A 26,059-nucleotide genomic window follows, 5' to 3' on the forward strand; every position below is an offset into this window, starting at 1 on the left:
TTTATATACCATTCTTCAAAAGATGCAATTCACCTTTTTTCATCCAATGCGCCTAATGGAATAAACGAGAACATCCATCCCATGAAATGAAGTTGTTTTCTCATAACTAAGCCCCGTTTTTCTAGCAACAAAGATTGAGGCGGGGTGATCCGGATTAATAAGAGAGATTAATTTATTCATTCGTAACGCTTGGAAGCCATAATCTCGAAATGCTGCCGCTGCTTCTTTCGCATACCCTTTTCCCCAATACTGAGGTAATAACCAATAACCAATTTCAATTTCCTCTTTTCCATCTATTTGCTGCTTTACTAATCCTGCATGACCAATTCGTATTCCCGTTTCCTTTTCAATCAATACAAATAAACCGAGACCGTTTTTATAGCTAGGAATCACCCACTCCTCCAAACTTTTTTTACACTGCATATATGTTTTTAACGTCCCATTTCCAATATAGCGCATTACCTTCTCATTTCCCCATAGTGAAGCGTAGAACTGTAAATCATCCATTGTATATTTGCGAATTTGTAAACGATCTGTATGAAACATTTCTGCACTCCTTCCCACGAATTTGTACTTAATTACACGCTCACGTCTTGTATCCATACTAAATGTTACTATCTATTATAAATGAACTAACATTGAAATACAGAATATTCAATCTCAAGAGAATTAAAAAAAGGCAGTAGACAAATATTGTCTACTGCATCCATATCATAACTAGCATAAAGAAAACTACAATTGAGGGGGGTGTAGGATTTTCAAATACACTAGATACTTATCCCGTTCTAACGGGCGGTAAACTTTCCAATTATATAAAAGTGAAAAGTTTACCGCACATAAGAACTTTGGCGGTCAGTAAGAAAGCACCGTTAAGTAGTCAAATACACGCTGTGCTTTTTCTCCACCCATTCGTGCATGTTGAAGAAGAGAAATACCATGTGGACCAGATGCACGTAATGCTTCTGGTTGTGCTACTAAAATAGCTTGTACAACTTCTAATTCCCCCAGCATAGCGGCCGCGAAAATATCCATTCGAGCACCCTTTTCTAATAAGTAAAGAGCAATATCTTTACGCCCTACATGTGCCGCTGCTCCTAACGCACTTTCCCAATCTGATCCACCCCAATTGTAAGAAGCATGAAGTAAACTTGGCGATTCAGCCAACAGTTCTTGTACTTTTTCTAAATCTCCGTGAGCTGCTATAACAAATTCCCTTACTAACTCAGTGGTAACACGTTCTTCTGTTCGCATTTTGCTCCTCCTTTTTTAGAAATTCGTTTCGGTGTAAAAAATGGCTTTTCGCTTCCTTGAAAAATATCTACCTCTATGCCAAATACATGTTGAAACATTTCATGACATAACACTTCTTCTGGTATGCCATCATACTGAAGCTTCCCTCGCTTTAATACGAGTAAACGATCACTATATTGAGCTGCTTGGTTAATATCATGTAAAACCATTATAATTGTCATGCCAAATTCCTCGTTTAGTCGTTTCACAAGTTCCATTACTTCCAACTGATGAACGATATCTAAAAAAGTTGTTGGCTCATCCAATAATAAGACATTCGTACGTTGTGCTAGCGTCATTGCAATCCAAGCGCGTTGTCTTTCCCCTCCTGATAAAGATTGTAAAAGACGATATTCATACCCTTCAAGATTTGTAACAGACAATGCCCAATCAACAATTTCTTCATCTTCTTTATTTAAGCGACCTCTCCATAACTTATGAGGGCCTCTTCCAAATTCGATTAATTCTTTCACTGTTAAATCTAATTGATGATCATGCATTTGTGGTAACATCGCTAATTGCTTCGCTACATCGGCACTTTTCATCGTATGAATACTTTTTCCATCTAAAACGATATCCCCTTCGCTTTGTTTAAGTAGTCTTGCTATTAAACGAAGCAAAGTAGATTTCCCAGATCCATTCGGTCCAATCAAACTAACGACTTCTCCAGCTTTAATATGTACATTCATATTTTGCATTTGAAATCTTTCAGAATGTGCGTAAAACACTTTATTAACGGAAATCACGCTGTTTTCCCCCTCTATGAATTAAATATAAGAAGAACGGACCGCCTAAGAAGGATAATAAAATACCGACAGGCAATTCAATTGGATCAAACCAACTTCGAGCTATCGCATCCGCGAAAACAAGTAATATCCCTCCGCCAAGGCATGATAATGGCAGTAAATATTTATAGTCATTTCCAACTAATAAACGTAACATATGTGGTACGACAAGGCCGACAAATCCAATAAGACCAGAAACACTAACTGCTATTCCAGCTAATAATGTGCTTACTACTATTAAATAAAAACGACTTCTCTCCACGTTATGACCTAATAATTTCGCCATTTCATCTCCAAGCATTAATACTCGAATATGCTTGATACCGAAGAAGGCCAGTATAATAGCGAATATTGCATAATAAATAATCATGTTTAAATGTGCCCAACTTACACCGCCAATACCACCCGCTAACCACGGTAACACGGATTGTACTTTGTCACTATGTAATAACATTAATGCTGACGTCGCTGCACCTATTAATGCATTAATTGACACACCTACTAAGACAATTCTTGAAGGTGGCGCCCCTTTTTGCCATGATAAAGCATAAATGATCATCGCCGTTATGAAAGCTCCTAAAAACGCACCGAGTGGTAAAAACGCCATATGCTGAGGGAATAAAATCATAATTACAATTGCGACAAGGCCTGCTCCAGATGACACCCCGATAATACCAGGGTCTGCAAGAGGATTTCTCATCACCCCTTGCAGCATTGCGCCAGATGCAGCTAAACATGTTCCTACTATAAATCCAACGAGCACTCTTGGTATACGAAGGTCCCATACAATTCGATGAACTGTCGAACCTTCATCTTGTATCCCTGTTACAATATCTCGTAAAGAAAAGGATAGGCTTCCTGCGAAAAGACCGTAAAAAAGACATAAAACCGTTAATACAACTAAAGTAACTGCTATGATCCATCTTTTTTTCGCAAAAGGATGTTCCTTTTCCCTTACTACTTCACTACTTTCCATACTTATCATTTCCTTACATCTTGTATACTTTTATACATAAAGTCCATCGCTTCTGTAACTTTTGTTCCAGGATTTGATCCAAATAAGTCTGGTGGCAAAATAACTACGCGATTTTGTTTTACTGCATCTAAATTTTTCCACGCTTCATTTTTCATCATTTCGCCTTCAAATGCTTTTTTAACGCTATTTGGATCTCCATGTGTAATTAAGTAAATCACATCAGGATTCGCCTCAATAATGCGTTCTACACTTAGCTGTGCATATTGCGGATATTCCTTCATTTTTGGAAAATCAGCGGCAATATTTTTCCCACCTGTTTTCTCTAAAATATCACCTGATAAAGAGGTTGGTAATGCTGCTAAATAAGTACCAGGTGCTCCATACACTAGCAATGCTTTCACATCACTCTTTTTCTCATATGTCTTCATTTGATTCGTAATTTTTTGGTTAAGTTCTTTTGCTTTATCTTCTTTTTTCATTATCGTTCCGTATAGTTCAATATTCTTTAGAATATCTTGTACAGAATTCGTAGAAGAAATCATTACTTTCGTTCCTTGCCCTTCAACCGTTGGAACATTCTTTTGGAACCCATTATTAGCAATAAGTACATCGGGCTTTAAGCTGGCAATTTGCTCAAAATTCGGCTGATGTGCATTTCCGATTACTTGTACTTTCTTTATATCCTCTGGAAGAGTTATTTTTGCATCCGGACGACCCACTATTTTTCCGCCTAAAGCATGAATAATATTCATGTCTCCCATACTTAATGTTGCAAAACTCTCTGGCACTTTATCGAATATTACCTTTCTTCCTGACAGGTCGGTAACTTCTATTTTCTCTTTTCCTTTTTCTGTTTTTGTTGCCGCTGCTTTTTCGTCTCCCTTTGCACTGCAACCTATTAATAAGAAAAAAATAGATAAAATCGCTGTAAATAGCGTAATAGATTTTTTCATTCTCCCACCTCTAATTGATAATGATAATCATTAACTACTATTCTACTTTAATTGATAAGGATTATCATTGTCAATATGAAACACATACATTTTCTAGAAAAAAACAAAAAGCGTTACAAAAAGATTCCTTCTTTTTGTAACGCACTATTTATCAATATTATTCACATTCGTTTCCCTCTAACTTGTCTCGCATCACTTTCACACGCTGAAAGAAAAAGAAAGATAAACTTAAAAATATAACGATGCTCCCCATCATAACAAAAAATTGTATCGTTTCTTTTGCTCCATTTGGAATCAATAAGCCAACCATTAACAATGTACTTACAGCGAGAAGAATTTGTCCGAACCGAGTATAATCTTCTATTTTCTCTTGTAATTCTTTCATTATATTCTCACTCCTCCATTTCACTGTATCATATTCTACTAAACTTAAAGACAAGTAAATACAGCCATTCTGGGAGATGTTTTCCAAAAGAAAAAGAGCCGCTTTATTGCGACTCTTTCATAACCATTACTCACCTTTATATGCTTTCATATAAATTTCTTTCAGCTCTGAAATGAGAGGTAATTTCGGATTAGCTGTTGTACATTGATCTTCAAAAGCTCTTTCTGCTAATAATCCAACAACCTCTTCAAATTGGTCTTTAGCAACTCCTTGTCCCGCAATACTCATATTTATATTTAAACTTTTTCCGAGATCAATAATTGCTTTGACGAGTGATTCTACACCTTCTGCCACCGAACTTGCTGGTAGCCCGAGCGTTCTCGCAATATGTGCATAGCGTTCATCAGCTACAAAATGCTCATATTTTGGGAACAATGCGTGTTTTCTTGGCTTAATAGCATTATAGCGAACTACGTGCGGCATAAGAATTGCATTCGCACGCCCATGCGGAATATGAAATTCTGGTCCAATTTTATGTGCTAAACTGTGATTAATACCTAGGAAAGCATTTGCAAATGCCATCCCTGCAATTGCAGAAGCATTATGCATTTTTTCTCGTGCTTCTTCATCATGTCCATCTTTAAATGCTCTTGGTAAATATTTAAATACGAGATCAATAGCCTTTAATGCTAATCCATCTGTATAGTCATTTGCTAAAACAGACACATACGCCTCGATTGCATGCGTTAATACGTCCATCCCAGTGTCTGCTGTTACATGTGGTGGTACTGTCATTACAAATTGTGGATCAACAATTGCTACATCTGGCGTTAATTCATAATCGGCAAGTGGATACTTTATATTATTTTTCTTATCTGTAATAACCGCAAATGGTGTCACTTCTGATCCTGTTCCAGATGTTGTTGGAATAGCAACAAACTGCGCCTTACTTCCTAATTCCGGATATTTACATGTACGTTTTCTTATATCTAAAAACTTCTGTTTAATTCCATAGAATGTTGTTTCTGGGTGCTCATAGAAAAGCCACATCCCTTTCGCTGCATCCATCGCTGAACCACCACCAAGTGCGATAATGACATCAGGCTGAAAACTTCTCATCATTTCCGCACCTTTAAACACAGTTTCATCTGACGGATCTGGCTCGACCTCAAAGAAAACTTCAACTTTCACATCATTTGCATGTTTACGTAAATAATGCGTAACCGTATCTACATATCCGTGCTCAACCATTCCTGGATCCGTTACAATAAACGCACGTGAAATGTTAGGCATATTTGCTAAATATGATGTCGCATGTTTTTCAAAATAAATTTTTGGTGGTAATTTGAACCACTGCATATTCTTTTTTCTATTTGCCAACCTTTTTATATTTAATAAGTGCGTCGCTGTTACGTTTTGAGAAACCGAGTTTTTCCCGTAGGAACCGCAGCCAAGCGTAAGTGATGGAATAAATCCATTATATATGTCACCGATTCCACCTTGTGATGAAGGAGCATTTATAATAAGGCGGCAAGCTTTCATACGTAATCCAAATTGCTTTTGCACTTCTTTATTTACAGAATGGATAACTGCTGAATGTCCTAAACCACCGAGGTTTAACATTTCTTCACAATATGTAAACCCTTCTTCTAATGAATTTGCTTTTACACAAGCTAATACTGGACTTAACTTCTCACGAGATAGTGGATATGCAGCTCCGATGCCTTGTATTTCAGCTACAAGCATTTTTGTATTTTTAGGTACAGTAATTCCAACTAATTCGGCAATATACTGTGCGGATTTCCCTACAATATCACTATTTACTGCACATGTATTTTCATTAATAACAAGCTTTTCTAATTTACTTCTCTCTTCCTCGGTTACAAAATAACAATCATTTGCAATCATTTCTGTTTTCACATCATCATAAATTTCCTTGTCTACAATAATTGCTTGTTCTGATGCACAAATCATACCATTATCAAATGTTTTAGATAAAATCAAATCATTAACCGCTCGTTTTATATGCGCTGATTTCTCTATATAACATGGTACATTACCAGGACCTACACCTAACGCTGGTTTTCCAGTAGAATAAGCTGATTTCACCATACCAGCCCCTCCAGTTGCCAAAACAAGAGCAACACCTTCATGGTTCATTAATTGTTTCGTTGCTTCGACAGAAGGTTTTTCAATCCACTGTATACAATGTTTTGGTGCCCCCGCCTTCACCGCTGCATCATATACTGTTTTTGCGGCTGCAATAGAACAGTTTTGTGCTGAAGGATGAAATGCGAAAATAATTGGATTTCTCGTTTTTATCGCGATTAATGCTTTAAACATTGTTGTCGATGTTGGATTCGTTACTGGTGTTACCCCAGCTACTACACCGACGGGCTCCGCAATTTCTATTATTTCTTCATGAGGATCTTCGTGAATAATCCCTACTGTTTTATCTTTCTTTATGCTATGCCAAATATATTCAGTAGCAAAAATATTTTTAATACATTTATCTTCGTATACACCACGACCTGTTTCTTCAACAGCCAACTTCGCAAGCGGCATATGTTGATCAACACCTGCTAATGCCATTTCATGAACAATGTTGTCAATTTGCTCTTGTGTAAAACTTTCTAATGCTTGTAAAGCTCTCTGACCGTTATTCACTAACGTATCAATCATCTCTTTTACTTCCTGCATTTCATTTACAACTTTCTCTTTGACTACCATGTAAATTCCTCCTATTCTGCTATCTTGGACTAAATAAGACCCTACAGGTCATAATTAGTCCTGATTAGCGCAAAAAAATAGAATTGCTTTCCTACATGAACCTCATCGTTTGTGAAACATTTCACAAGTTTGTTCGTGGGTAACACTTCATGAACTTAATATACATGAATTTATTTTATTTGTGTTTGTCTAATTTGTGAAATATTTCACAAATTAATATAGTAAAAATGCACTGCCTATACTAGCAGTGCATTTTTACTATGCTAACGCTTGTGCTAAATCTTCAATTAAATCTTCTCCGTCTTCAATACCGACAGAAATTCGAATTAATGTATCTGTAATTCCTAATTCTTTGCGACGATCTGCTGGGATTGATGCATGCGTCATTTGAGATGGGATAGAAATTAAACTTTCTACTGCTCCTAAACTTTCAGCCAGTGTAAAGTATTGTAATCTCTCAAGTACTTTATTTAATGTTTCTTCGCTATCTACATCAAATGAGATAATCGCACCAAATCCATTTGCTTGTTCTGTTGCTAATTTATGGTTTTGATGTGACTCAAGGCCTGGATAATATACTTTATTCACTTTTGGATGATTATTTAAAAACTCAGCAATTGCGCGTGAATTCGTTTCATGCTCTTCCATTCGAATTCCTAATGTTTTTAAACCACGAAGTAGTAAGAAACTATCTTGCGGGCCAAGAATGCCTCCTGTTGAGTTTTGTACAAAGTGAAGGTCTTCTGCTAATTGCGGACTATTTACAACTACTAAACCTGCAACTACGTCACTATGACCTCCTAAATATTTCGTTGCACTATGAAGTACAATGTCTGCTCCTAAAGAAATCGGCGACTGCCAATATGGCGTCATGAATGTGTTATCAATAATTGTTAATAAATCTTTCTCTTTAGCAAGAGTAGATATTTTTTTAATATCAGTAATTTTTAGTAACGGATTCGTTGGTGTTTCTACATAAATCGCTTTCGTATTTGGACGAATCGCTTCTTCAACTTCCTCTAAGTTTGTTGTATCTACAAATGTATGCTCAATACCGAAGCGGTTTAACACTTTCGTAATCACGCGGTACGTTCCGCCATACACATCATCTGTTAAAATAACGTGGTCACCTTTTGAGAACAACATAATTGTAGCTGTAATAGCCGCCATTCCTGAACCAAATGCGAAACCAGCATGACCGTTTTCTAATACCGCAATCATTTCTTCTAAAGCTGCACGTGTTGGGTTTCCTGTACGTGAATATTCATATCCTTGATGCTTACCAACTGCTTCTTGTTTGTACGTACTCGTTTGATAAATCGGTACATTTACAGATCCAGTTGAAGGTTCTCCTATGCGAATACCATGAATTAACTTTGTCTTTGCTCTCATTTTTTATTCCCATCCTTTGTATATGTCTTTACTTAAATAGCGCTCACTACTATCAGGAAAAATCGTTACAATATTTGTACCTGGCGCCGCTTTCTCTGCTTCAAGTAAACTTGCATGAAATGCTGCTCCTGAAGAGCTCCCAACAAGAAGTCCTTCTTTTTGCGCTAATTCTTTCACTCGTAAAAATGCATTTTGATCAGAAATCGTATGAATTTCATCAAAATAAGATGTTTTCAAAAATGGCGGGATGAATTCAAGGCCAATCCCTTCTGTTTCATGTGAGCCAGCTTTACCACCATTTAAAATAGATCCTTCTGGTTCCACAATAACCGTTTTTATATCTACATTTTTTTCTTTTAAATAAGATGCAGTCCCCATAAACGTACCGCCAGTTCCTGCTCCAGCAACAAATATGTTAATCTCTCCATTAAGTGCCGACCAAAGTTCAGGTCCTAATGTTTTAAAATATGCACGAGGATTTGCCTCATTTGCGAACTGACTTGGAGAGTATGAATTCGGTATCTCATTTACTAACTCTTTTGCTTTTGCAATTGCACCGGTCATTCCTTGCTCAGTCGGCGTATGCACGACCGTTGCGCCTAGTGCTTTCATTAATTCTTGTTTTTCAATGCTAAATTTCTCTGGTACACAAACGATAACGTGTAAATCATGTTGTAACGCTGCGAGTGCCAGTCCAATACCAGTATTTCCAGCTGTCGGTTCAATAATTGTTCCGCCCTCTGTAACAAGCCCTTTTTCTAGCGCATCTTCGATTAATTCTCTTCCTAATCGGTCCTTAACGCTTCCGCCTGGGTTATAAAATTCAAGCTTTGCAAATAAACGGACCCCTTCTGGAAGTGAAAAACGAGTAATTTCCACAATTGGTGTATGACCAATTAACTCATGAACTCCACGATATACATTCATCGTGTTCTCCCCCTTATTTGCCAATAAAGAAAAGGCAACTGTATGTATTTTCTTTATATGAGACAGTTGCCTTTTTGTTACATTACTTTAACTCTTCTAATACTTTTACGATAAAGTTTGTAGAATGAAGAGCTGCTTGATCTAAAAATTGATCAAATGAAACATTTGATTCTTTACCAGCAATATCAGAAAGTGCACGAATGATAACAAACGGAACTTCATATTGGTGGCATACTTGTGCAACAGCTGCTGCTTCCATTTCTACTGCATAAAGGTTTTCAAATTTATCACGAATGGCTGCAACTCGGTTCGGATCACTCATAAATGAATCACCTGTTGCAATCATACCTTTTACAACTTGAATATTTTCTTCTGCCTGCATACATTTTTCAGCTAATGCAACTAATGCTTCATCAGCTTTAAATCCAGGCGGCATTCCTGGTACTTGACCATACTCATAGTTAAATGCTGTTACATCTACGTCATGGTGACGAACTTCTGTTGAAATAACGACATCCCCAACATTTAGAGAATGATGGAATCCACCAGCTGAACCAGTATTAATGACTTTTTCAGGCTTATATCTTTCTAATAAAATTGTCGTTGACATCGCTGCATTTACTTTACCAATACCAGACTTTAACAAGATTACTTCATGTCCTGCTAATTGCCCTTTCGTAAATTCACAACCCGCAACCGTTTCTGTTTCTGCTTGTTCTAATTTATCACGTAAAATACGTACTTCTTCTTCCATTGCTCCAATTACAGCAATTCTCAATCTAATCCCTCTTTCTATTGCTTAGTTGCCTCCATTACCCACACGAAATGATTTAATCTCGTAAACGTTACATGGAAGCCATTGTTTTCAAAAATAGTCTGCATAACTGGAATACGTGTATAGTATTCCGTTTGCAAATCGTTTGCTAACTGATGAAAACCTCTTTGTTTTGCTGCTTCAACAGTTTTATCATATGCATCTTGATCTGCAAATATCGTATCAGCAAACACTATTTTACCACCTTTGTTTAGCAATTGACTATACTTCGCAATCGCTACATTTTTTTCATCATCTGTTAAATGATGAAATGCATAGGTGCTTACTATGGTATCAATGGAATTCGGGACTTCAAACGAAAGAAAATCACCTTCTGTAATGGAAAACTCTTTTGGCAATTTCTCTTTTGCAATCATGCGCATTTCACGTGACGGTTCTATACCGTAAACTGTGCGGCCAGCAAGTAATAATTTATTTGTTAAATTACCTGTACCGACACCAAATTCTAATACGTTACCAAATGACTTGTTCACTACATCCTCTAGAATGTCCTCATAATGGGCGAAAACTTCTTTATATTGTATATCTTCGCCTTGTACAAATGAGTCGTACGTATGAGCCCACTCATCAAATAAACCATTAAATTCTGTACCCATAAAAATTCCCCTTTTTCTTATCGGTTTTATCAGTATGATATTCCCTCTTTCTAAAAATGTCAATTGAAATGTACATGGTATTTCCTTCTTTTCTTTGTTACACTATAGTTGATTACATAGGAGAGGGGCCGTCTTCATGTCATTTACCTTTGAAATGTTAGAAGATAAAGTAGAATTTTTTGAAGCGGGAGACTTAGCTTCTTTAGAACGTAAAATCAGTGAACAAATCGATAATAATAAAGCACTTATGCTTGAAGTTCATCACATCTCGCATCAAATGGTTATGGATCCTGAAAGTAAAAGACCATATTATAGCGCGGTTGTTCATTTTAAATTAAAGAAATTACGCTAACTAAAAAAGAGAAGCTCCTAAGGAGCTTCTCTTTTTTAGTTTAGAGTTTGAACAAGTACTGGTTTCCAGCCTTCATTGTCTACCCAATCAATATTTACATAATATCTTTTACCTGTTTGTTTATCTTGTACGTTACCGTAAGCTTTATTCTTACCGTTATTTCCGATTCGATGAATAATTAATTGCTCTACTGGAACGTCAATTGCAGCTGAAATCGCTTGATTCATCTCATTCCAATCTGCTGTACCTTTTTTAAACGTCATCGCAGGTGTTGCACCTTGCTCTGTGCCTACTGGCTTCCAAGAAGGTTTCGTATAAGCGTCAGTTGCCTTTGGCTGTGTTTTTTCAGCTGGTACTTTCTCGTTAGCTTTCGCTTCTTCTTCAGCTTTTTTCTGTTCTTCTTCAGCCTTTAGCTTCTCTTCTTCTTCTTTCTTCTTAGCCTCTGTTTTCTCTTGTTCATTCTTCTTCGTCTCTTCTTTGCCTTTAGCTTTCTCAGACTTAGTCTCTTTCGTTGTTTGCTGAGATACCTTTTTATCGCTAGAAGACGCTTGCTCTTTCGTGTCAGGAACAAACAATTGATATGCTACAATAGCTACTGCTACTAGTACAATAGCGATTGCAATATTTAAAACACCGTTTTGACGACGTTTTTGTTGTTTCTGTTGGAATCTAGATCCTCCTGCCATTCTTCAAACCTCCATGCAGTTTTTCATACTTGCTATTGTAACATTAAATCTAGAAAGGTTGAACATTTACAATAATATTTTCATGAAATGAAAACATTTTACTATGAATTGCAAGATTACTTTTCATTCTCTAATCGATAGATTGATTCTACGATTGCTTTAAAAATAGGTGTAACTGCATTTACATTGCTACTCGTTTCTATATCCACGACAACTAAAGCATATCTTGGATTTTCATATGGAAAATAACCTGCAAACCAACGATTCTCTTTCGTTCCTTTTCCTGTTTGTGCTGTCCCAGATTTTCCAGCGACACTTAGTGGTAACGACTTGAATGCTGCTCCTGTGCCTTTCTCCGTTGTTACAACGCTCCTTAATAACTGTTGTAATGTTTTCACTGTTTCATATGAAAGCTGTTTCCCACCTAATGTATGGTCTTCAAATGTATAAAAATCCGTTCCATTTTTGTACATTATTTTTTCAACAGCTTTCACTTCCATCTTTTCTCCACCTCTAGCAATCGTCGCCATCATATTTGCAATCGCTAGAGGTGACATACGTACATCTTTCTGTCCAATTGCTGTTTGCGCTACCGCTTTTTTACTATTCTTATTTCCTTCACTCTCCCAAATCGTAACACTTTTCTCCTCTGGCATTTGCTCAAAATGAGTTGTATGAAATACAGAACCTCTCCATCCAACCTTCTCAGCGCCTCCTAAAGCCTCTACATAAGTTTCTAACACCATCTTATCCTTTTGTATTAGCTCATTTCCTAACTCTGAAAATGTCCTGTTACAGCTTCTAGCAAAGCTCTCTTTAAAACTAAGTGTCCCCATCCTAACTTGTGGGTGATCTTCACCATATAAATCTTTATTACAATTAAATACGCGATTAAAAACATTTTCATTTTGATCAATCGCTGCGGCCGCAATTATTGTTTTAAAAACAGAACCGGGAAAGTGTGGTGTTAGCATTTGATTTTCAAGTGTAGTTTTATATAAACTCTCATCTTTCACCTGTACAGATGGTTTGCTAACCATTGCTAAAATTTCATTTTTCTTTACATCAAGTAGCACTACTCCTCCCTTCTTAATTTCACTTGCTTCAACTACTTCTTCTGCTTTTTTCTGTAACTCGTTATGTAAAGTAGTTTGAATCGTCACTGGATAAAACGGATTTCCAGGCGATGTATATTTCGCTTGTTTTCCAAAAATCGGTTCTCCTTGCCGGTCCACTTGATACAATACTTTTGCCTCTCCATCGGTCAAAAGAAATTCATCAAATGATTGCTGCAATCCTGAAATGCCAATCGGTGTTTGTTTTGAAATTTTTCTAACTTCTCCGTATCGTTTTTGAAATTCTCGTTCATTCTCACCCACATCACCAATTAAATGATTCACCACGCTAGTTTGCCGCAAACGAACTTCAGCTGCTACAATGCCTAATACATTTAATTGATTCACCTTCTCCATCTGCTCTCGTTCCAAGCGAAGTGGTTCATTTCCTCTTTGCAGGATAAATGCACTTTTCTTATGTTTCATTTGACTTTCAATCTCTTGTCTCGACATACCAATGATATGCGCAATTTTCTCCAACATGTTATTTTTTAATTGTAGAAATGGAAAAACAATTAAAACAGGATACTTTTTCTCACCTATCTCCTTACCATTACGATCTATAAAATGGCCGCGTCCATCATCTACCGTAATGGATTGCGTCCGTTGTGTAACACTTTTTTCAATTAAGTTAATCTTACGATCCGTAAATGATTCCGTATCGATAATTTGTATTTGAATTAAACGACAAAGTAACATAAACATGACACATATAAAACAAATTAAAACAATTGTAATTCTCCGTTTTATTTCCATAAAAAAACACCTCGTCTAGTATAGTTTGGACGGAGTGTTTCATCTTTTATACAAATAAAAAAATCACTCGCTTTTACACGAGTGATTTTTAATTATTTTACAGAGATAATCTCTACTTGCATTTCTCCACCTGGAGTTTGGATTGCTACCTTCTCGCCAATTTGCTTACCTAATAAGCTTTTTGCGATTGGAGAATCGTTAGAAATTCTTCCTTCAAATGGATCTGCTTCTGCGCTACCTACGATTGTGTAAGCTTCTTCATCTCCATCTGGTAGTTCTTTAAATGTTACTGTTTTACCTAATGTAACAACTGTAGATTCTTCACCGTTATCTGTGATGATAACTGCGTTACGAATCATGTTTTCTAATTGTGTAATACGTCCTTCTACGAACGCTTGCTCATCTTTCGCTGCATCATACTCAGAGTTCTCAGAAAGATCTCCGAAGCTACGTGCAATCTTAATGCGCTCTACAACTTCTTTACGTTTTACCGTTTTTAAATCCTCAAGTTCATTCTCTAGCTTTTGCTTACCCTCTTGCGTCATAGGGTATGTTTTTTCTGTTGCCATATTTTCCACTCCTTTTATATACCAATCCCCCGAAAAAAAGAGGAGTTCCATATGAAAACTCCCCCGCTTATATGTAAAGCGGAGGTTTCTAGCACGCCTGTACTAGCGGAGTTGTCACATACAACCCCGTATTCCCAATTCTTCTTTATATAAAGAAGATATGTATGGAAAGTTGATATAAATATGCCCTCACCTATATATAGATGAGGTTGCATGTTTCATTGTATTCGATAGGAAGGGAAAAAATCCCTTCCTACCGTATATCTTTTACTATGCTATTACAAATTTACTTTTTGTTCAAGAATTGTTGCAATTTTTGTAACCATAATATCAATTGCAACGTGGTTTTGTCCACCTTCAGGGATAATAATATCCGCAAATTTCTTAGAAGGCTCAATAAATTGATTGTGCATTGGACGTACAACATTTACATATTGATCAATAACTGAATCCATCGTACGACCACGTTCTTTAATATCACGTTGCATGCGGCGCAGGATACGAAGGTCAGCATCTGTATCAACGAATAACTTAATGTCCATTAACTCACAAAGACGTGGGTCTTCTAAAATAAGAATTCCTTCTAAAATGATTACATCTTTCGGCTCAACTGGAATAATTTCATCTGAACGCGTATGCAATGTATAGTCATATACAGGTTTCTCTACTTGTTTATATGCAAGCAACTGCTGCAAATGTTCAATTAACAAATCATTATCAAACGCTAATGGATGATCATAATTTGTTTTTAAACGCTCTTCCATTGGTAAATGGCTTTGATCTTTGTAATAATAATCTTGCTCTAAGATTAAAATGGAATGACCTTTAAAATGGTCAAAAATCGCTTTCGTTACACTTGTCTTACCTGACCCTGAACCACCAGCAATTCCAATTACAACAGGCTTATTCGTCCCCATTCGACTATCACTCTTTCTTATTGAAGTATGCTTTTGCGCATCATATTATTCACATACACTGGTTGATCCACTTTGAATTTCACGATCTGCAACGGATGTCTCGCTGCATCTAATTCGTTTCCATCCTCATCCCAAATTTTCTCCACCGTCTGCGTAAAGTTTTCTATTTCTGGTCCAAAGAACTCCACTTCATGTCCTGGTTTGAAATGATTACGTTGCTCAATCGTTACGATGCCCGTTTCTTCATTATAATCTAACACTAAACCAGCGAAATCATACGTTGTTTTCTTACTATGATTTCCAAACATTTGCTCTTGATGTCCTGGAACCCCTTCAAAGAATGCAGGAGCTGTATCACGATTTGCACATTTATCAAGCTCATCTAACCATTCTTGTTTAAACTCAAAGTTATCAGGATCCGCACAATATGCATCAATTACTTTACGATATACTGTCGCTACAGTAGCTACGTAATGGATTGATTTCATACGTCCTTCAACTTTTAAGCTATCAATTCCAATTTCAATCATTTTCGGAATTGATAAAATTAAATTTAAGTCTTTTGGACTCATTGCAAAGTGAGCATCTTCTTCTTGGAATAGAGGAAGCTCTTTTGCATCTTTATGTTGTGATACTGTTTGAACTAAATCATAGTCCCAGCGACAAGATTGACAACAACCACCACGGTTAGAGTCACGCGCTGTCATATGGTTACTTAGCGTACATCTTCCTGAATATGCGATACACATTGCACCATGGACGAATGCTTCAATTTCAATATCCACTTTTTCTTTAATCTCTTTCATTTCTTCATAGCTTGCTTCACGAGCTAATACAAGACGATGTAAACCTTCTTCTTTCCAATACTGTGCTGCTTTCCAGTTGGATAGTGATTGCTGTGTGCTTAAATGCACCTCAACAGAAGGCGCTACACGTTTACAAGTCTCAATGATAAGCGGATCAGCAACGATAATTCCCGTTACGCCAGCTTTTTCAATCCCTTTTAAATATTCCTCTAGCCCGTCCATATTTTCATTATGTGCAAAGATATTTGTTGTTACATATATTTTTGCTCCATATTTCTTTGCAAATTCCACACCTTCTGCCATTTCTTCCAGTGTAAAGTTACCTGCATTCGAACGAAGACCAAATTCTTGTCCACCTAAATATACAGCATCTGCCCCGTAATGGATAGCTACTTTTAATTTTTCTAAGTTACCCGCAGGGATTAACAGTTCAGGTTTCTTCACAATAACGCGTTTGCCATCGATTACTCGTGAAATTTCTTGTACAGTCATTTCCTACACCCTCCTCGTTTAGTAAACCGTCTCTTTAAAGAAGAATCCTGTATCTAACGGACGATTTACCGGTTGCATTTCTTCTATCTCTTTATATAAATCGTCTTTCACGTCATAATACGCATCACGATCTTCTACACATAAATCAATTGCTTTACGATATTTCTTCGTTACCTCAATAATGTATTCAGAGCTTTTTAGTACACCATCAATTTTTAAGCTGTCGATTTCAGCATCAATTAGCTCTTCTAACTCATCGATGAAACAAATATCGTTTGGACTCATAATGTGAGTACCATTTTCATCTTCATAAATTGGATATTTATTGTTACGCTCTGGGTCATATAAGAACATATTCTCTTCATATTTTTTCTTTTCAATGTCAAGATGACGTCCTTGATACTCAAAGTAGTTTCCTACTAATGAACGCTTCGATTGGAACATACAAGTCATACCGTGAATTTGTACTTCAAGTTCCACTTCAGCATTTTCTTTTAACTCAACAATTTCATCTAAGCTAAGCTCACGAGCTAATACAGCACGTTTTGCTCCTTTTTGTCCCCAGTAGTTACAAGTAAACCAGTTTGTTGCTGTTGTTTCTGTATTCCAGTGCAATTGCATATTTGGCGCTACTTCGCGGACCGCCATTAATACTGCTGGGTCTCCAAAAACAATTGCATCTACATGTACTTCGTTTAAAAATGCAACATAGTCTGTTAATTCTTCTACTTTATCGTTGTGGAACATAGCGTTCATTGCTACGTATACTTTCACACCATTTTCATGTGCAATTTTCACAGCTTGTTTCACATCTTCACGTGAAAACTCACCTGCTAAACGTAAACCAAACTTTTGCTCGCCGATCATTACCGCATCTGCTCCTGCTTTCGCAAGAGGTTCGATATCCGCCACTGCTTTTGGCGTTACTAACAATTCAGGTTTCTTCATACCTTGGTCACCCTCTCTTTTTACTAACAGCTACTCCATCACCAATTGGGAAAATCGTCGTATCATATCCTTCATGGTTCATAAGCCATTCATTGTACGTCTTAATACGACGGATTAAACCACGTGTACGTCTGTTTTCAATTTTCTCTTTCGTCGTTACAAGGCCATGGTACATAACATTATCTGAAATAATTACGCCACCAGGATTTAATAACGGTTCATATAAGTCAAAAAAGCGACGATATTGTCCTTTTGCTGCGTCAATAAAAATAACATCAAATGTTCCATGTTCTTCTACTTGCTCGCCTGTTTCTAACGCATCACCGTAAATAACGGAAATACGCTCTTTAACTGGTGAACGTTCTATATATTCAAGTGCTTTTTCATATCGATCGCGATTGCGCTCAACTGTCACAATGCGAGAGTTTGGAATAGCTTGCATCATACGAATGCTAGAATAGCCAATTGCTGTACCAAGCTCTAAAATACTCTTCGGTCCAATTAAACGTAAAAATTGCAACATAAATTCCATTCCAAGTCGATCCATAATTGGCACATGATTTTCTTTCGCATAGTCTTCCATTTCAAGAATTAATTTATCTTTCGGATCAATAAATGATAATAGGTACTCGTTAACTGCATCCTCCATAATGGTCCTCCTTATTTACATGGAGAAGTGCCTCTATGACGTCTTTTCACACATAGAATGCAATAAAAATACAAGCCAGCTTTACCCTTAGCTTGTACGTCCCGTTTTGATATTAAAAACGATTCTTCTGCCAGTTTTTAACCCGATATATTTTACCACAAAAAAGAGGGATGTGCGACCTTTTTCGCTATCCCTCCCCATTTCACTGCTTTTTCGTAATATATTTTTGCTTTAATGCATTATGCTCTTCCAATGTTTTCGCATAATACACTTCACCAGTTGGTGCAGCTAAGAAATAATAATAATCTGTTTGTGCAGGTTCTAACGCCGCTTCCACTGAATGTTTACCAGAGTTTGCAATCGGACCGACAGGCAATCCTTTCACAACATACGTATTGTACGGTGAGTTAACCTTTAAATCTTCGTATAACACACGTTGTTTATGCTTTCCAAGTGCATATAATACCGTCGGATCAGTTTGCAGTGGCATGCCTTTTGCTAAACGATTATAAAAGACACTAGAGATCTTTTGACGATCTGTAAAGCCTGTTGCCTCTTCTTCAATAAGTGAAGACAATGTTAAAAGCTGGTGAACATCCCAGTTTTTCGCTTTCATTTTTGCCTCGTTTTGAACAATGATTGCATTCGTTTTTTCAAGCATTGGAATTACAACTTCTTCTAACGTCGTATCTTTTTTATAGAAAGAGTACGTCGCAGGATATAAATACCCTTCTAACGGATATTTAATATTGCTATCAAAGATTTTATCGGTTAACAACTTCGGATACTTTTGCTGCATTTTTTGAATAAATGCTTTATCGTTTAATTGACGTACGACATCATCTTTATTCCATTTTAATTCGTTTGCAACCGTTTCTGCAATTTCAGTTACTTGTGCACCTTCTTTTATCGTCACTTTATAAAGAGCTGGACGATGAACGTTACCAGATGACATTTGCTCAATAACATCTTTCGCACTCATTGAAGGATTTAATAAATATGTACCCGCTTGTAAATTTTTAGATTTAGCCTTTGTATAAAAACTAAAAACTGTACCGTTTTTCACAGCACCTTTTTCTTCTAAAATCTCACCAATTTTACTAGTAGATGATCCCTTTGGAATTTCTACTTCAATCTCTTTTTTATTCCCGCTATCAACTGGTCCTAATGCGGATGAAATATACGCATAGACTGAACCACAAACTAAAAGCAGTGCAATAATCGAAAATAAAAAAATGCGTCTACGCTTCTTTTTCACTTGATTCTCTACCAAAACTCTTCCTCCTTATTCAATTGTAGGCCATATGTACATCTTTCTATACAACACGATGAAAAATCACAATAAACTTACCTATCATTTTTGACAGATACTTTATTTTTCTACAATCCGTCTCATTATACTACAAAGGATTACGCAGTTTCGACAAAAAATCTTTCATTTTACATATAAAAAAAGGTGGACTATATATCGTCCACCTTTTCAGTACTTATTATTCAGCTTCTTGCTCATCAGCTAGAGTGTTGAACATTTCTTGTACCATTTCCCACTCTTCTTCAGATTCGATTGGAAGTAAAGTTCCGCCCTCTTCTTCATTTTGCTCATAAGCCATTGCATCGTAAATTTGGTCTCCATCTTCGTCTACTTCACCGATTGGAGAGAAGACTACGTATGATTTTTTGCCAAATTTTTCAGCGTCAAAAGTGAAAATAATTTCACATAAATGTTCGTTACCTTTTTCGTCTACAATTGTAATTTGATTTTCTTCCATTTTGGTCACCTCTTATTTACTATCTAAAAATCCTTGTAAGATTACGACTGCAGCCATCTTATCAATTACTTGCTTTCGCTTCTTACGGCTTACATCGGCTGAAATGAGTAGACGTTCCGCTGCCATCGTTGACAAACGCTCGTCCCACATTACAACGTCTAATTGTAACAGCTCTCGTAGGTTTTCTGCAAATTGTTGGCACGCTTCACCACGCGGGCCAATTGTACCATTCATATTTTTAGGTAAACCTACTACTATTTTGTCCACATTGTACTGCTTTACTAACTCAGAAATACGATCAAAACCAAAGTGACCTCGTTCTTCGTTAATCTTAATTGTTTCTAACCCTTGTGCTGTCCAGCCCATTTCGTCGCTAATTGCAACTCCGACTGTTTTTGTACCTACATCTAAACCTAATATCCGCATAAACTACTCCTCACGATGATGTTTCAAGTAAGACTTCACAAGCTCTTCAATTAACTCATCACGTTCAAGCTTGCGAATGATGCTACGTGCATCTTTATGGCGAGGTATGTATGCTGGGTCTCCACTTAATAAATAACCGACGATTTGGTTAATCGGATTATAGCCTTTTTCTTGAAGTGCATCATACACAGTTAAAAGTACATCATTTACATGGACACTCTGTTTTTCATCTTGAATGCTAAACTTCATTGTTTTATCAAAACCGTCCATTTCAAGCACCTCACTTATATAGTAAGTATAGGGAGAAGAACTTCTCCTCTCCCTACCATTGTACACTACTATCTCTTTATTTTGAAACAGATTTAACGTACTCTTGTACAAATGCTAAAGCTTCTTCGACTTGAGCTGGGTTTTTACCGCCTGCTTGTGCCATATCAGGACGGCCACCACCGCCACCGCCACAACGAGAAGCTACTTCTTTCACAAGTTTACCCGCATGGTAACCTTGGCTAATTAAATCTTTCGTTACGCCAGCTAAGATGTTTACTTTGTCATCATTTACAGACGCTAATACGACAACCGCAGATTCTAATTTATTTTTCAGATCATCCATCATCGTACGTAAGTTATTCATATCTGCAACATTTACTTTCGCTGCTAATACGTTCACGCCATCAACTGTCATTACAGAATCAGTTAAGTTTCCAGCTTCGATATTGCTTAATTTCGCAGCAAGAGATTCATTTTCTTTTTGCAGTTGTTTCACTTCAGCAAATAGACCATCAACTCTTGTTAAAATATCTTTCGGATTTGTTTTCATTTTTCCTGCTGCTTCTTTTAATAAACCTACTTGATCGTTCATTAATTCGTATGCAGACTTACCAGTTACTGCTTCAATACGACGAGTTCCTGCACCGATACCAGACTCAGCAACGATTTTGAAAATACCGATAGAAGCTGTATTATCAACGTGACAACCACCACAAAGCTCTAAGCTGTAATCGCCAACTTGTACAACGCGTACAACATCTCCGTATTTTTCACCGAATAATGCCATTGCGCCCATTTCTTTCGCTTCTTCGATTGCTTTTTGAGAAATCTCAACATCAATACTTTCCCAAATTTTCTCGTTTACAATACGCTCAATTTTTTCTAATTCGTCAGTTTGTACTTGACCGAAGTGAGAGAAGTCAAAGCGTAGACGTTCAGAAGTTACAAGAGAACCTGCTTGGTTAACGTGTGTTCCAAGTACGTCTTTTAATGCTTGGTGTAGTAAGTGAGTTGCTGTATGGTTCTTCACAACGCTACTACGGTTTTTCGTATCGATAATAGCTTTTACAGCCGCATCTTTCGTTAATGTACCTTCTTCAACAACAACTTTGTGCAAGTTTTGTCCGTTTGGTGCTTTTTGTACATCTTTTACAAGAACTTTCACGCCATCAGCAAGAAGGTAACCACGGTCTGCAATTTGTCCACCGCTCTCAGCATAGAATGGTGTTACATCAAGCATTAATTGTCCTTCTTCACCTGTTTGTAAGCTGTCTGTGTATTCGCCATTTTTCACAAGTGCAACAACGTTACTTTCTGTTGCAACTGTACCGTAACCAACGAATTCACTCGCTACTTTCACTTCTCCAAGGACACCGCCTTGAACTTGCATAGAATCAACATCTTGACGAGCAGCACGTGCGCGCTCACGTTGTTTTTCCATTTCATTTTCAAAGCCTTCATGATCAACAGTCATACCAGCTTCTTCTGCATATTCTTCTGTTAATTCAATTGGGAAACCGTATGTGTCATATAGACGGAACGCATCTACTCCAGAAATAACAGTTGTTTTTTCTTCTTTAGCTTTTGCGATAACTTCAGCTAAAATTGCTTCACCATCATGAAGTGTTTCGTGGAAACGCTCTTCTTCATTTTTCACAACTTTTGCGATGAAATCTTTCTTTTCAAGTACTTCTGGATAGAAGTCTTTCATTACTTCTCCAACAACCGTTACTAATTCAAACATGAATGGACGGTTGATGTTTAATTTCTTCGAATAACGAACCGCACGGCGTAATAAACGACGTAATACATAACCACGGCCTTCGTTAGATGGAAGAGCACCGTCACCAACAGCGAATGTTACTGTACGGATATGGTCAGCAATTACTTTGAATGCCATATCTTTTTCTAAATCGCCATTACGATATTTTTCACCAGAAATTGTTTCTGTTGCACCAATCATCGGCATGAATAGGTCTGTATCAAAGTTCGTAGGTACATCTTGAACGATAGATGTCATACGCTCTAGACCCATCCCTGTATCGATGTTTTTCTTAGGAAGTGGTGTATATGAACCGTCTGGATTATGGTTAAATTGAGAGAATACAAGGTTCCATACTTCTAAGTAACGCTCGTTTTCTCCGCCTGGATATAATTCTGGGTCACTAAAGTCATTACCGTAAGCTTCTCCGCGGTCATAGAAAATCTCTGTATTCGGTCCACTTGGTCCTTCACCGATATCCCAGAAGTTTTCTTCTAAGCGGATGATGCGCTCTTTTGGAACGCCCATTTTCTCATTCCAAATTGTGAATGCTTCTTCATCTTCTGGATGGATTGTAACTGATAGTAATTCTTTATCGAATCCGATCCATTTGTCGCTCGTTAAGAATTCCCAAGCCCATGTAATTGCTTCTTCTTTGAAGTAATCACCGATTGAGAAGTTTCCTAACATTTCAAAGAATGTATGGTGACGAGCTGTTTTCCCTACGTTTTCAATATCGTTTGTACGAATTGATTTTTGAGCATTTGTAATACGTGGATTTTGCGGGATTACACGTCCATCAAAATATTTTTTTAATGTTGCTACACCACTGTTAATCCATAGAAGAGATGGATCTTCATGTGGAACTAGTGATGCACTAGGTTCTACTGCATGTCCTTTTTCTTGGAAAAAGTCTAAAAACATTTGACGAATTTGTGCGCCTGTTAGTTGTTTCATTGTATTTTCCTCCTTAAATATAAAAAACTCCCGCCCCTATAAAAGGGACGAGAGTTAACTCGCGATACCACCCTAATTATGAATTGATTGCTATACGAATCAATTCATCACCTCATGGTGCCGTAACGTGGCAAGACGGCAGTGATTAGCTGCTCTCAGGATTAGCTTTCTGTTACCCTTCATTTAAAGCTTCTTTCAGCCATATGGAAGCTTCTCTCTATAAATGGACTGTAACGTACTTGTTCCGTCATTGATTTAATGTATTATATGACTAAATATAATAGAATTCTCTTAAGTTTGTCAATGTAGATAATCATTTATATTATATCAATTACTTATTAATCATAGCTATTCTACTATTCATTTTTAACAGCCTTTTCATATATTATGCATGTATTAATAAATTGTACTACCTCTAAAAATCTTTCTGAATATTTTATTTTTGTTATAATTAAATTATCAATAATAAAGGAGCGATTATAATGACAACCTTATTGCATAAAGCTAAAAATATGTTAACGACTGACGAAACAATACTATTTTACACAGCATGTTCACTAGATATATTTATTTATCGTTCCGTCGCAAGGCCGGGATTGTTAATTTTAACGAACAAACGCCTCTTCTTTTATGGACCAGATGTAAGTAAGAACCCATTATTTGAAGAGTACTCTTTCGCGAAAATTTCTAATTTAAAAGAACAACAGCGACTTTTCAGCAATCAAATTGTATTTATGTATGATAATGAATGGAAAAAAATAAAACATATTCAAACAAATGATGTAAGCTCTCTCGTTCAAAAAATAAACGAACAACTCTCTAAATAATGATAAGCCCTCTACTTTTATAAGTAGAGGGCCTTCCTATTACACATCTTCTTTTTTCCAAAGAGGCCTTACATGAACAATCACTGTACGAATGACCGCTAAAACAGGAACTGATATTAATAACCCTACAATTCCTGCCACTTCTCCCCCAACTAGTAGTGCAAGCATAATAACGACAGGATGCATGCGAAGCGACTTACCAACGATGTAAGGGGATAAAATGTTACTTTCTACAAATTGCAAAATAGCAATCGTAATCCCCGCTTTAACGAGTAAACTTGTTGATACCGTTGCCGCAATCATTAATGTCGGGATCGCCCCCAAAATAGGGCCAAAGTACGGTATTATATCCGTCACCCCAATAATAATCCCGAGTAATAATGGATATTTCATACCGATAAACCAAAAGGAAAGAGCAGATACGCCCCCTAATACTAAACAAACAAATAACTGTCCTCGAATATAACTTCCAAGTGATTTATCTATTTCTTTCGCCAGTATTTGCCCCGTACTACGCCACTTACTCGGGACTAGTTTCCAAAAAATATGATAAAATTCGCCGTAATCTTTTAATATGTAAAATACAATGAACGGAATCAAGAAAATAATGAGTAACGAATCCAGTACACCACGAGCTGTGCTCATCACTTTATTTAAAAGCGCTTGTATCTTCGTCTCTACTCCAATAAAAATTTGTTTCACCTTTTCATGAATAAATGATGGAAAATTCGCTGTTTGTTCTGTAACACCATCCATCCAAGAATCATACATTTTTGTAAACTGCGGGAATTGTTCATTGATTTCTTGTAATTGCTTAATCACAACTGGCGTTCCTTTATAAATTCCATAACCAATTCCGCCAAAGAAAAGGATGTAAATGAGCAAAATAGCGAGTGTGCGCGGCATCCCTTCCTTATGAATTTTTTCAATTAAAGGATGCAATAAATACGCAATAAAACATGCAATAAGAAACGGTGTAATGGCCACCTTAAACACAAAAATAATCGGTGCCCATAGCGGCTTAATTTTTAAAAAGACGAGCAAACAAAGAAAGACAAGTAACAATAAGCCTAAACGATATATCCAAATGATTTTAAGATTCTTCACACGAAAAACCTCCTCCACCTTTATTTTGAAAATAAATAGGGCAGGTTATGTGTAAAACTTTTAAAATCTTTTCGTACAGACCATACTGTTTTGTAACGACGTACATATACATAACATAACAAGGACAACCACCCCTGAGAATGCAGCGTGAAACAATTTAATCAGGAGGGCTCATAATGGTTTTATTTATGCTCGTATTATCAGCACTTTTTATGATTCTTGAATGGATTTGTATCGGGTTTGGTATTTGGAAAGGTTTCTTTATTCGTTCTTCACGAAAAGAAAGGGCGAAGCAATTATTTCATTACGGCATGCTTGGCGTTGGATGTTACGGCCTATCTTATCTCTTCTCTGAAATTGGACTTTTATATTTGCATACAAATGCATAAAAAAACTCCCTTATCATAAAGGGAGTTTTTACACTTATAAATAAGATTTAATCATCTTACGTGCTTTTTTCATATTGCGTTTTGAAAATACATCTTGTTTGCGAGCATATTGATATGCTGCCGCTCCAACACCTAATGCGATTAATGAATTGCGTAGATTCAAAGTAAATCCCCCTTTTCGTTATCCGATCGTTCTTTCATTCTCATCAAATAAATCATCAAGAGAGCTTAGTGAACCATCTTCTTCTACTTGATGCGTATGGATTTTCCCCTTTGAAACCGATAATTCGATATAACAATTCCAGCAATAAAATTGGTTGACACCTATTTTTCCAATGTCTTTCCCTTTGCAATTTGGACAAATAAACATATGGCGTTCATCTCCTTACAGTC

The 26,059-nt window shown here is 36.8% G+C and carries 29 protein-coding genes and 1 other annotated feature; of the genes, 3 read left to right on the plus strand and 26 right to left on the minus strand.

Annotated elements, in window-relative coordinates:
- Positions 1 to 39 precede the first annotated feature (39 nt).
- From PDQ40_RS12690 to PDQ40_RS12740, 11 genes are all read right to left on the minus strand, one after another.
- A complete protein-coding gene (locus PDQ40_RS12690) occupies positions 40 to 603 on the minus strand; it encodes a GNAT family N-acetyltransferase (protein ID WP_139264460.1) in 564 nt (187 codons plus the stop codon).
- Positions 604 to 852: 249 nt separating this feature from the next.
- Positions 853 to 1,251, minus strand: coding sequence for an ankyrin repeat domain-containing protein (locus PDQ40_RS12695; RefSeq protein ID WP_001258466.1), 399 nt, complete (start codon positions 1,249 to 1,251; stop codon positions 853 to 855).
- Entirely contained in the window at positions 1,218 to 2,036 is an 819-nt protein-coding gene (locus tag PDQ40_RS12700; RefSeq protein ID WP_000626535.1) for an ABC transporter ATP-binding protein, read from the minus strand. Before PDQ40_RS12700 ends, PDQ40_RS12695 begins: the two co-directional genes overlap by 34 nt.
- The gene (locus PDQ40_RS12705) at positions 2,023 to 3,051 is read right to left on the minus strand and encodes a FecCD family ABC transporter permease (protein WP_000445967.1); all 1,029 of its coding nucleotides are present in this window, start codon (positions 3,049 to 3,051) and stop codon (positions 2,023 to 2,025) included. Before PDQ40_RS12705 ends, PDQ40_RS12700 begins: the two co-directional genes overlap by 14 nt.
- Before the next feature lie 5 nt (positions 3,052 to 3,056).
- Positions 3,057 to 4,004 carry an ABC transporter substrate-binding protein gene (locus PDQ40_RS12710; protein ID WP_000748450.1) on the minus strand — a complete coding sequence of 316 codons (948 nt, stop codon included), beginning with the start codon at positions 4,002 to 4,004 and terminating at the stop codon, positions 3,057 to 3,059.
- Between the two features lie 157 nt (positions 4,005 to 4,161).
- Complete coding sequence (locus tag PDQ40_RS12715) at positions 4,162 to 4,389, minus strand: YrhC family protein (RefSeq protein WP_000661441.1); 228 nt, start codon at positions 4,387 to 4,389, stop codon at positions 4,162 to 4,164.
- 126 nt (positions 4,390 to 4,515) lie between these two features.
- Positions 4,516 to 7,119, minus strand: coding sequence for a bifunctional acetaldehyde-CoA/alcohol dehydrogenase (gene adhE, locus PDQ40_RS12720; RefSeq protein WP_000260468.1), 2,604 nt, complete (start codon positions 7,117 to 7,119; stop codon positions 4,516 to 4,518).
- A gap of 258 nt (positions 7,120 to 7,377) precedes the next feature.
- Positions 7,378 to 8,511, minus strand: a complete 1,134-nt coding sequence (locus PDQ40_RS12725; protein WP_001201911.1) for a bifunctional cystathionine gamma-lyase/homocysteine desulfhydrase — start codon at positions 8,509 to 8,511, stop codon at positions 7,378 to 7,380.
- Positions 8,512 to 8,514: 3 nt separating this feature from the next.
- Positions 8,515 to 9,438, minus strand: a complete 924-nt coding sequence (locus PDQ40_RS12730) for an O-acetylserine dependent cystathionine beta-synthase (RefSeq protein ID WP_001103856.1) — start codon at positions 9,436 to 9,438, stop codon at positions 8,515 to 8,517.
- 82 nt (positions 9,439 to 9,520) lie between these two features.
- Positions 9,521 to 10,216 (minus strand): 5'-methylthioadenosine/S-adenosylhomocysteine nucleosidase, encoded by a 696-nt coding sequence (gene mtnN, locus PDQ40_RS12735; protein ID WP_001217039.1) that lies wholly within the window; start codon positions 10,214 to 10,216, stop codon positions 9,521 to 9,523.
- Between the two features lie 14 nt (positions 10,217 to 10,230).
- Positions 10,231 to 10,869 (minus strand): class I SAM-dependent methyltransferase, encoded by a 639-nt coding sequence (locus PDQ40_RS12740; protein ID WP_000536319.1) that lies wholly within the window; start codon positions 10,867 to 10,869, stop codon positions 10,231 to 10,233.
- A gap of 136 nt (positions 10,870 to 11,005) precedes the next feature.
- Between PDQ40_RS12740 and PDQ40_RS12745 the strand changes: the two genes are divergently transcribed.
- A complete protein-coding gene (locus tag PDQ40_RS12745) occupies positions 11,006 to 11,221 on the plus strand; it encodes a YrzA family protein (protein WP_000010984.1) in 216 nt (71 codons plus the stop codon).
- 35 nt (positions 11,222 to 11,256) lie between these two features.
- Here PDQ40_RS12745 and PDQ40_RS12750 read toward each other — a convergent pair whose 3' ends face one another.
- The 12 genes from PDQ40_RS12750 to alaS all read right to left on the minus strand — a co-directional run bounded on the left by PDQ40_RS12750 (position 11,257) and on the right by alaS (position 23,343).
- Positions 11,257 to 11,907 carry a YrrS family protein gene (locus PDQ40_RS12750; RefSeq protein WP_000907114.1) on the minus strand — a complete coding sequence of 217 codons (651 nt, stop codon included), beginning with the start codon at positions 11,905 to 11,907 and terminating at the stop codon, positions 11,257 to 11,259.
- Positions 11,908 to 12,023: 116 nt separating this feature from the next.
- Positions 12,024 to 13,778 carry a peptidoglycan D,D-transpeptidase FtsI family protein gene (locus PDQ40_RS12755; protein ID WP_000403943.1) on the minus strand — a complete coding sequence of 585 codons (1,755 nt, stop codon included), beginning with the start codon at positions 13,776 to 13,778 and terminating at the stop codon, positions 12,024 to 12,026.
- Between the two features lie 92 nt (positions 13,779 to 13,870).
- Entirely contained in the window at positions 13,871 to 14,347 is a 477-nt protein-coding gene (gene greA / locus PDQ40_RS12760) for a transcription elongation factor GreA (RefSeq protein WP_000179963.1), read from the minus strand.
- Between the two features lie 278 nt (positions 14,348 to 14,625).
- On the minus strand, positions 14,626 to 15,264 hold the full coding sequence (gene udk, locus PDQ40_RS12765) for a uridine kinase (protein ID WP_000537087.1): 639 nt from the start codon (positions 15,262 to 15,264) through the stop codon (positions 14,626 to 14,628).
- 17 nt (positions 15,265 to 15,281) lie between these two features.
- On the minus strand, positions 15,282 to 16,562 hold the full coding sequence (locus PDQ40_RS12770; protein WP_000217969.1) for a peptidase U32 family protein: 1,281 nt from the start codon (positions 16,560 to 16,562) through the stop codon (positions 15,282 to 15,284).
- Between the two features lie 18 nt (positions 16,563 to 16,580).
- Complete coding sequence (locus PDQ40_RS12775; protein ID WP_000742778.1) at positions 16,581 to 17,510, minus strand: peptidase U32 family protein; 930 nt, start codon at positions 17,508 to 17,510, stop codon at positions 16,581 to 16,583.
- A gap of 7 nt (positions 17,511 to 17,517) precedes the next feature.
- Entirely contained in the window at positions 17,518 to 18,159 is a 642-nt protein-coding gene (locus PDQ40_RS12780; protein ID WP_000389090.1) for an O-methyltransferase, read from the minus strand.
- A gap of 202 nt (positions 18,160 to 18,361) precedes the next feature.
- On the minus strand, positions 18,362 to 19,432 hold the full coding sequence (mltG, locus tag PDQ40_RS12785) for an endolytic transglycosylase MltG (RefSeq protein WP_000230078.1): 1,071 nt from the start codon (positions 19,430 to 19,432) through the stop codon (positions 18,362 to 18,364).
- Positions 19,433 to 19,649: 217 nt separating this feature from the next.
- Complete coding sequence (locus tag PDQ40_RS12790) at positions 19,650 to 19,928, minus strand: DUF1292 domain-containing protein (protein WP_000392247.1); 279 nt, start codon at positions 19,926 to 19,928, stop codon at positions 19,650 to 19,652.
- A gap of 12 nt (positions 19,929 to 19,940) precedes the next feature.
- Positions 19,941 to 20,354, minus strand: coding sequence for a Holliday junction resolvase RuvX (gene ruvX, locus PDQ40_RS12795; protein ID WP_001221193.1), 414 nt, complete (start codon positions 20,352 to 20,354; stop codon positions 19,941 to 19,943).
- 3 nt (positions 20,355 to 20,357) lie between these two features.
- A complete protein-coding gene (locus tag PDQ40_RS12800) occupies positions 20,358 to 20,624 on the minus strand; it encodes an IreB family regulatory phosphoprotein (RefSeq protein ID WP_000348590.1) in 267 nt (88 codons plus the stop codon).
- A 76-nt stretch (positions 20,625 to 20,700) separates the two neighbouring features.
- Entirely contained in the window at positions 20,701 to 23,343 is a 2,643-nt protein-coding gene (alaS, locus tag PDQ40_RS12805; protein ID WP_000811847.1) for an alanine--tRNA ligase, read from the minus strand.
- Between the two features lie 40 nt (positions 23,344 to 23,383).
- Positions 23,384 to 23,603, minus strand: a binding site (T-box leader).
- Positions 23,604 to 23,825: 222 nt separating this feature from the next.
- Between alaS and PDQ40_RS12810 the strand changes: the two genes are divergently transcribed.
- Positions 23,826 to 24,170 (plus strand): PH domain-containing protein, encoded by a 345-nt coding sequence (locus tag PDQ40_RS12810; RefSeq protein WP_000209437.1) that lies wholly within the window; start codon positions 23,826 to 23,828, stop codon positions 24,168 to 24,170.
- A 39-nt stretch (positions 24,171 to 24,209) separates the two neighbouring features.
- On the opposite strand, the gene PDQ40_RS12815 is transcribed toward PDQ40_RS12810, so the two are convergent.
- Complete coding sequence (locus PDQ40_RS12815; RefSeq protein WP_000793125.1) at positions 24,210 to 25,277, minus strand: AI-2E family transporter; 1,068 nt, start codon at positions 25,275 to 25,277, stop codon at positions 24,210 to 24,212.
- 176 nt (positions 25,278 to 25,453) lie between these two features.
- Here PDQ40_RS12815 and PDQ40_RS12820 point away from each other — a divergent pair, with 176 nt between their 5' ends.
- Complete coding sequence (locus PDQ40_RS12820; RefSeq protein ID WP_000242551.1) at positions 25,454 to 25,666, plus strand: hypothetical protein; 213 nt, start codon at positions 25,454 to 25,456, stop codon at positions 25,664 to 25,666.
- A 34-nt stretch (positions 25,667 to 25,700) separates the two neighbouring features.
- On the opposite strand, the gene PDQ40_RS12825 is transcribed toward PDQ40_RS12820, so the two are convergent.
- Both PDQ40_RS12825 and PDQ40_RS12830 read right to left on the minus strand, forming a co-directional pair.
- On the minus strand, positions 25,701 to 25,829 hold the full coding sequence (locus tag PDQ40_RS12825; protein ID WP_001053553.1) for a YrzQ family protein: 129 nt from the start codon (positions 25,827 to 25,829) through the stop codon (positions 25,701 to 25,703).
- An 18-nt stretch (positions 25,830 to 25,847) separates the two neighbouring features.
- Entirely contained in the window at positions 25,848 to 26,036 is a 189-nt protein-coding gene (locus tag PDQ40_RS12830; RefSeq protein ID WP_000469281.1) for a hypothetical protein, read from the minus strand.
- Positions 26,037 to 26,059 lie beyond the last annotated feature (23 nt).

The sequence above is a fragment of the Bacillus cereus group sp. Bc061 genome (genome assembly GCF_027715825.1).
Taxonomy (GTDB): Bacteria; Bacillota; Bacilli; order Bacillales; family Bacillaceae_G; genus Bacillus_A; species Bacillus_A paranthracis.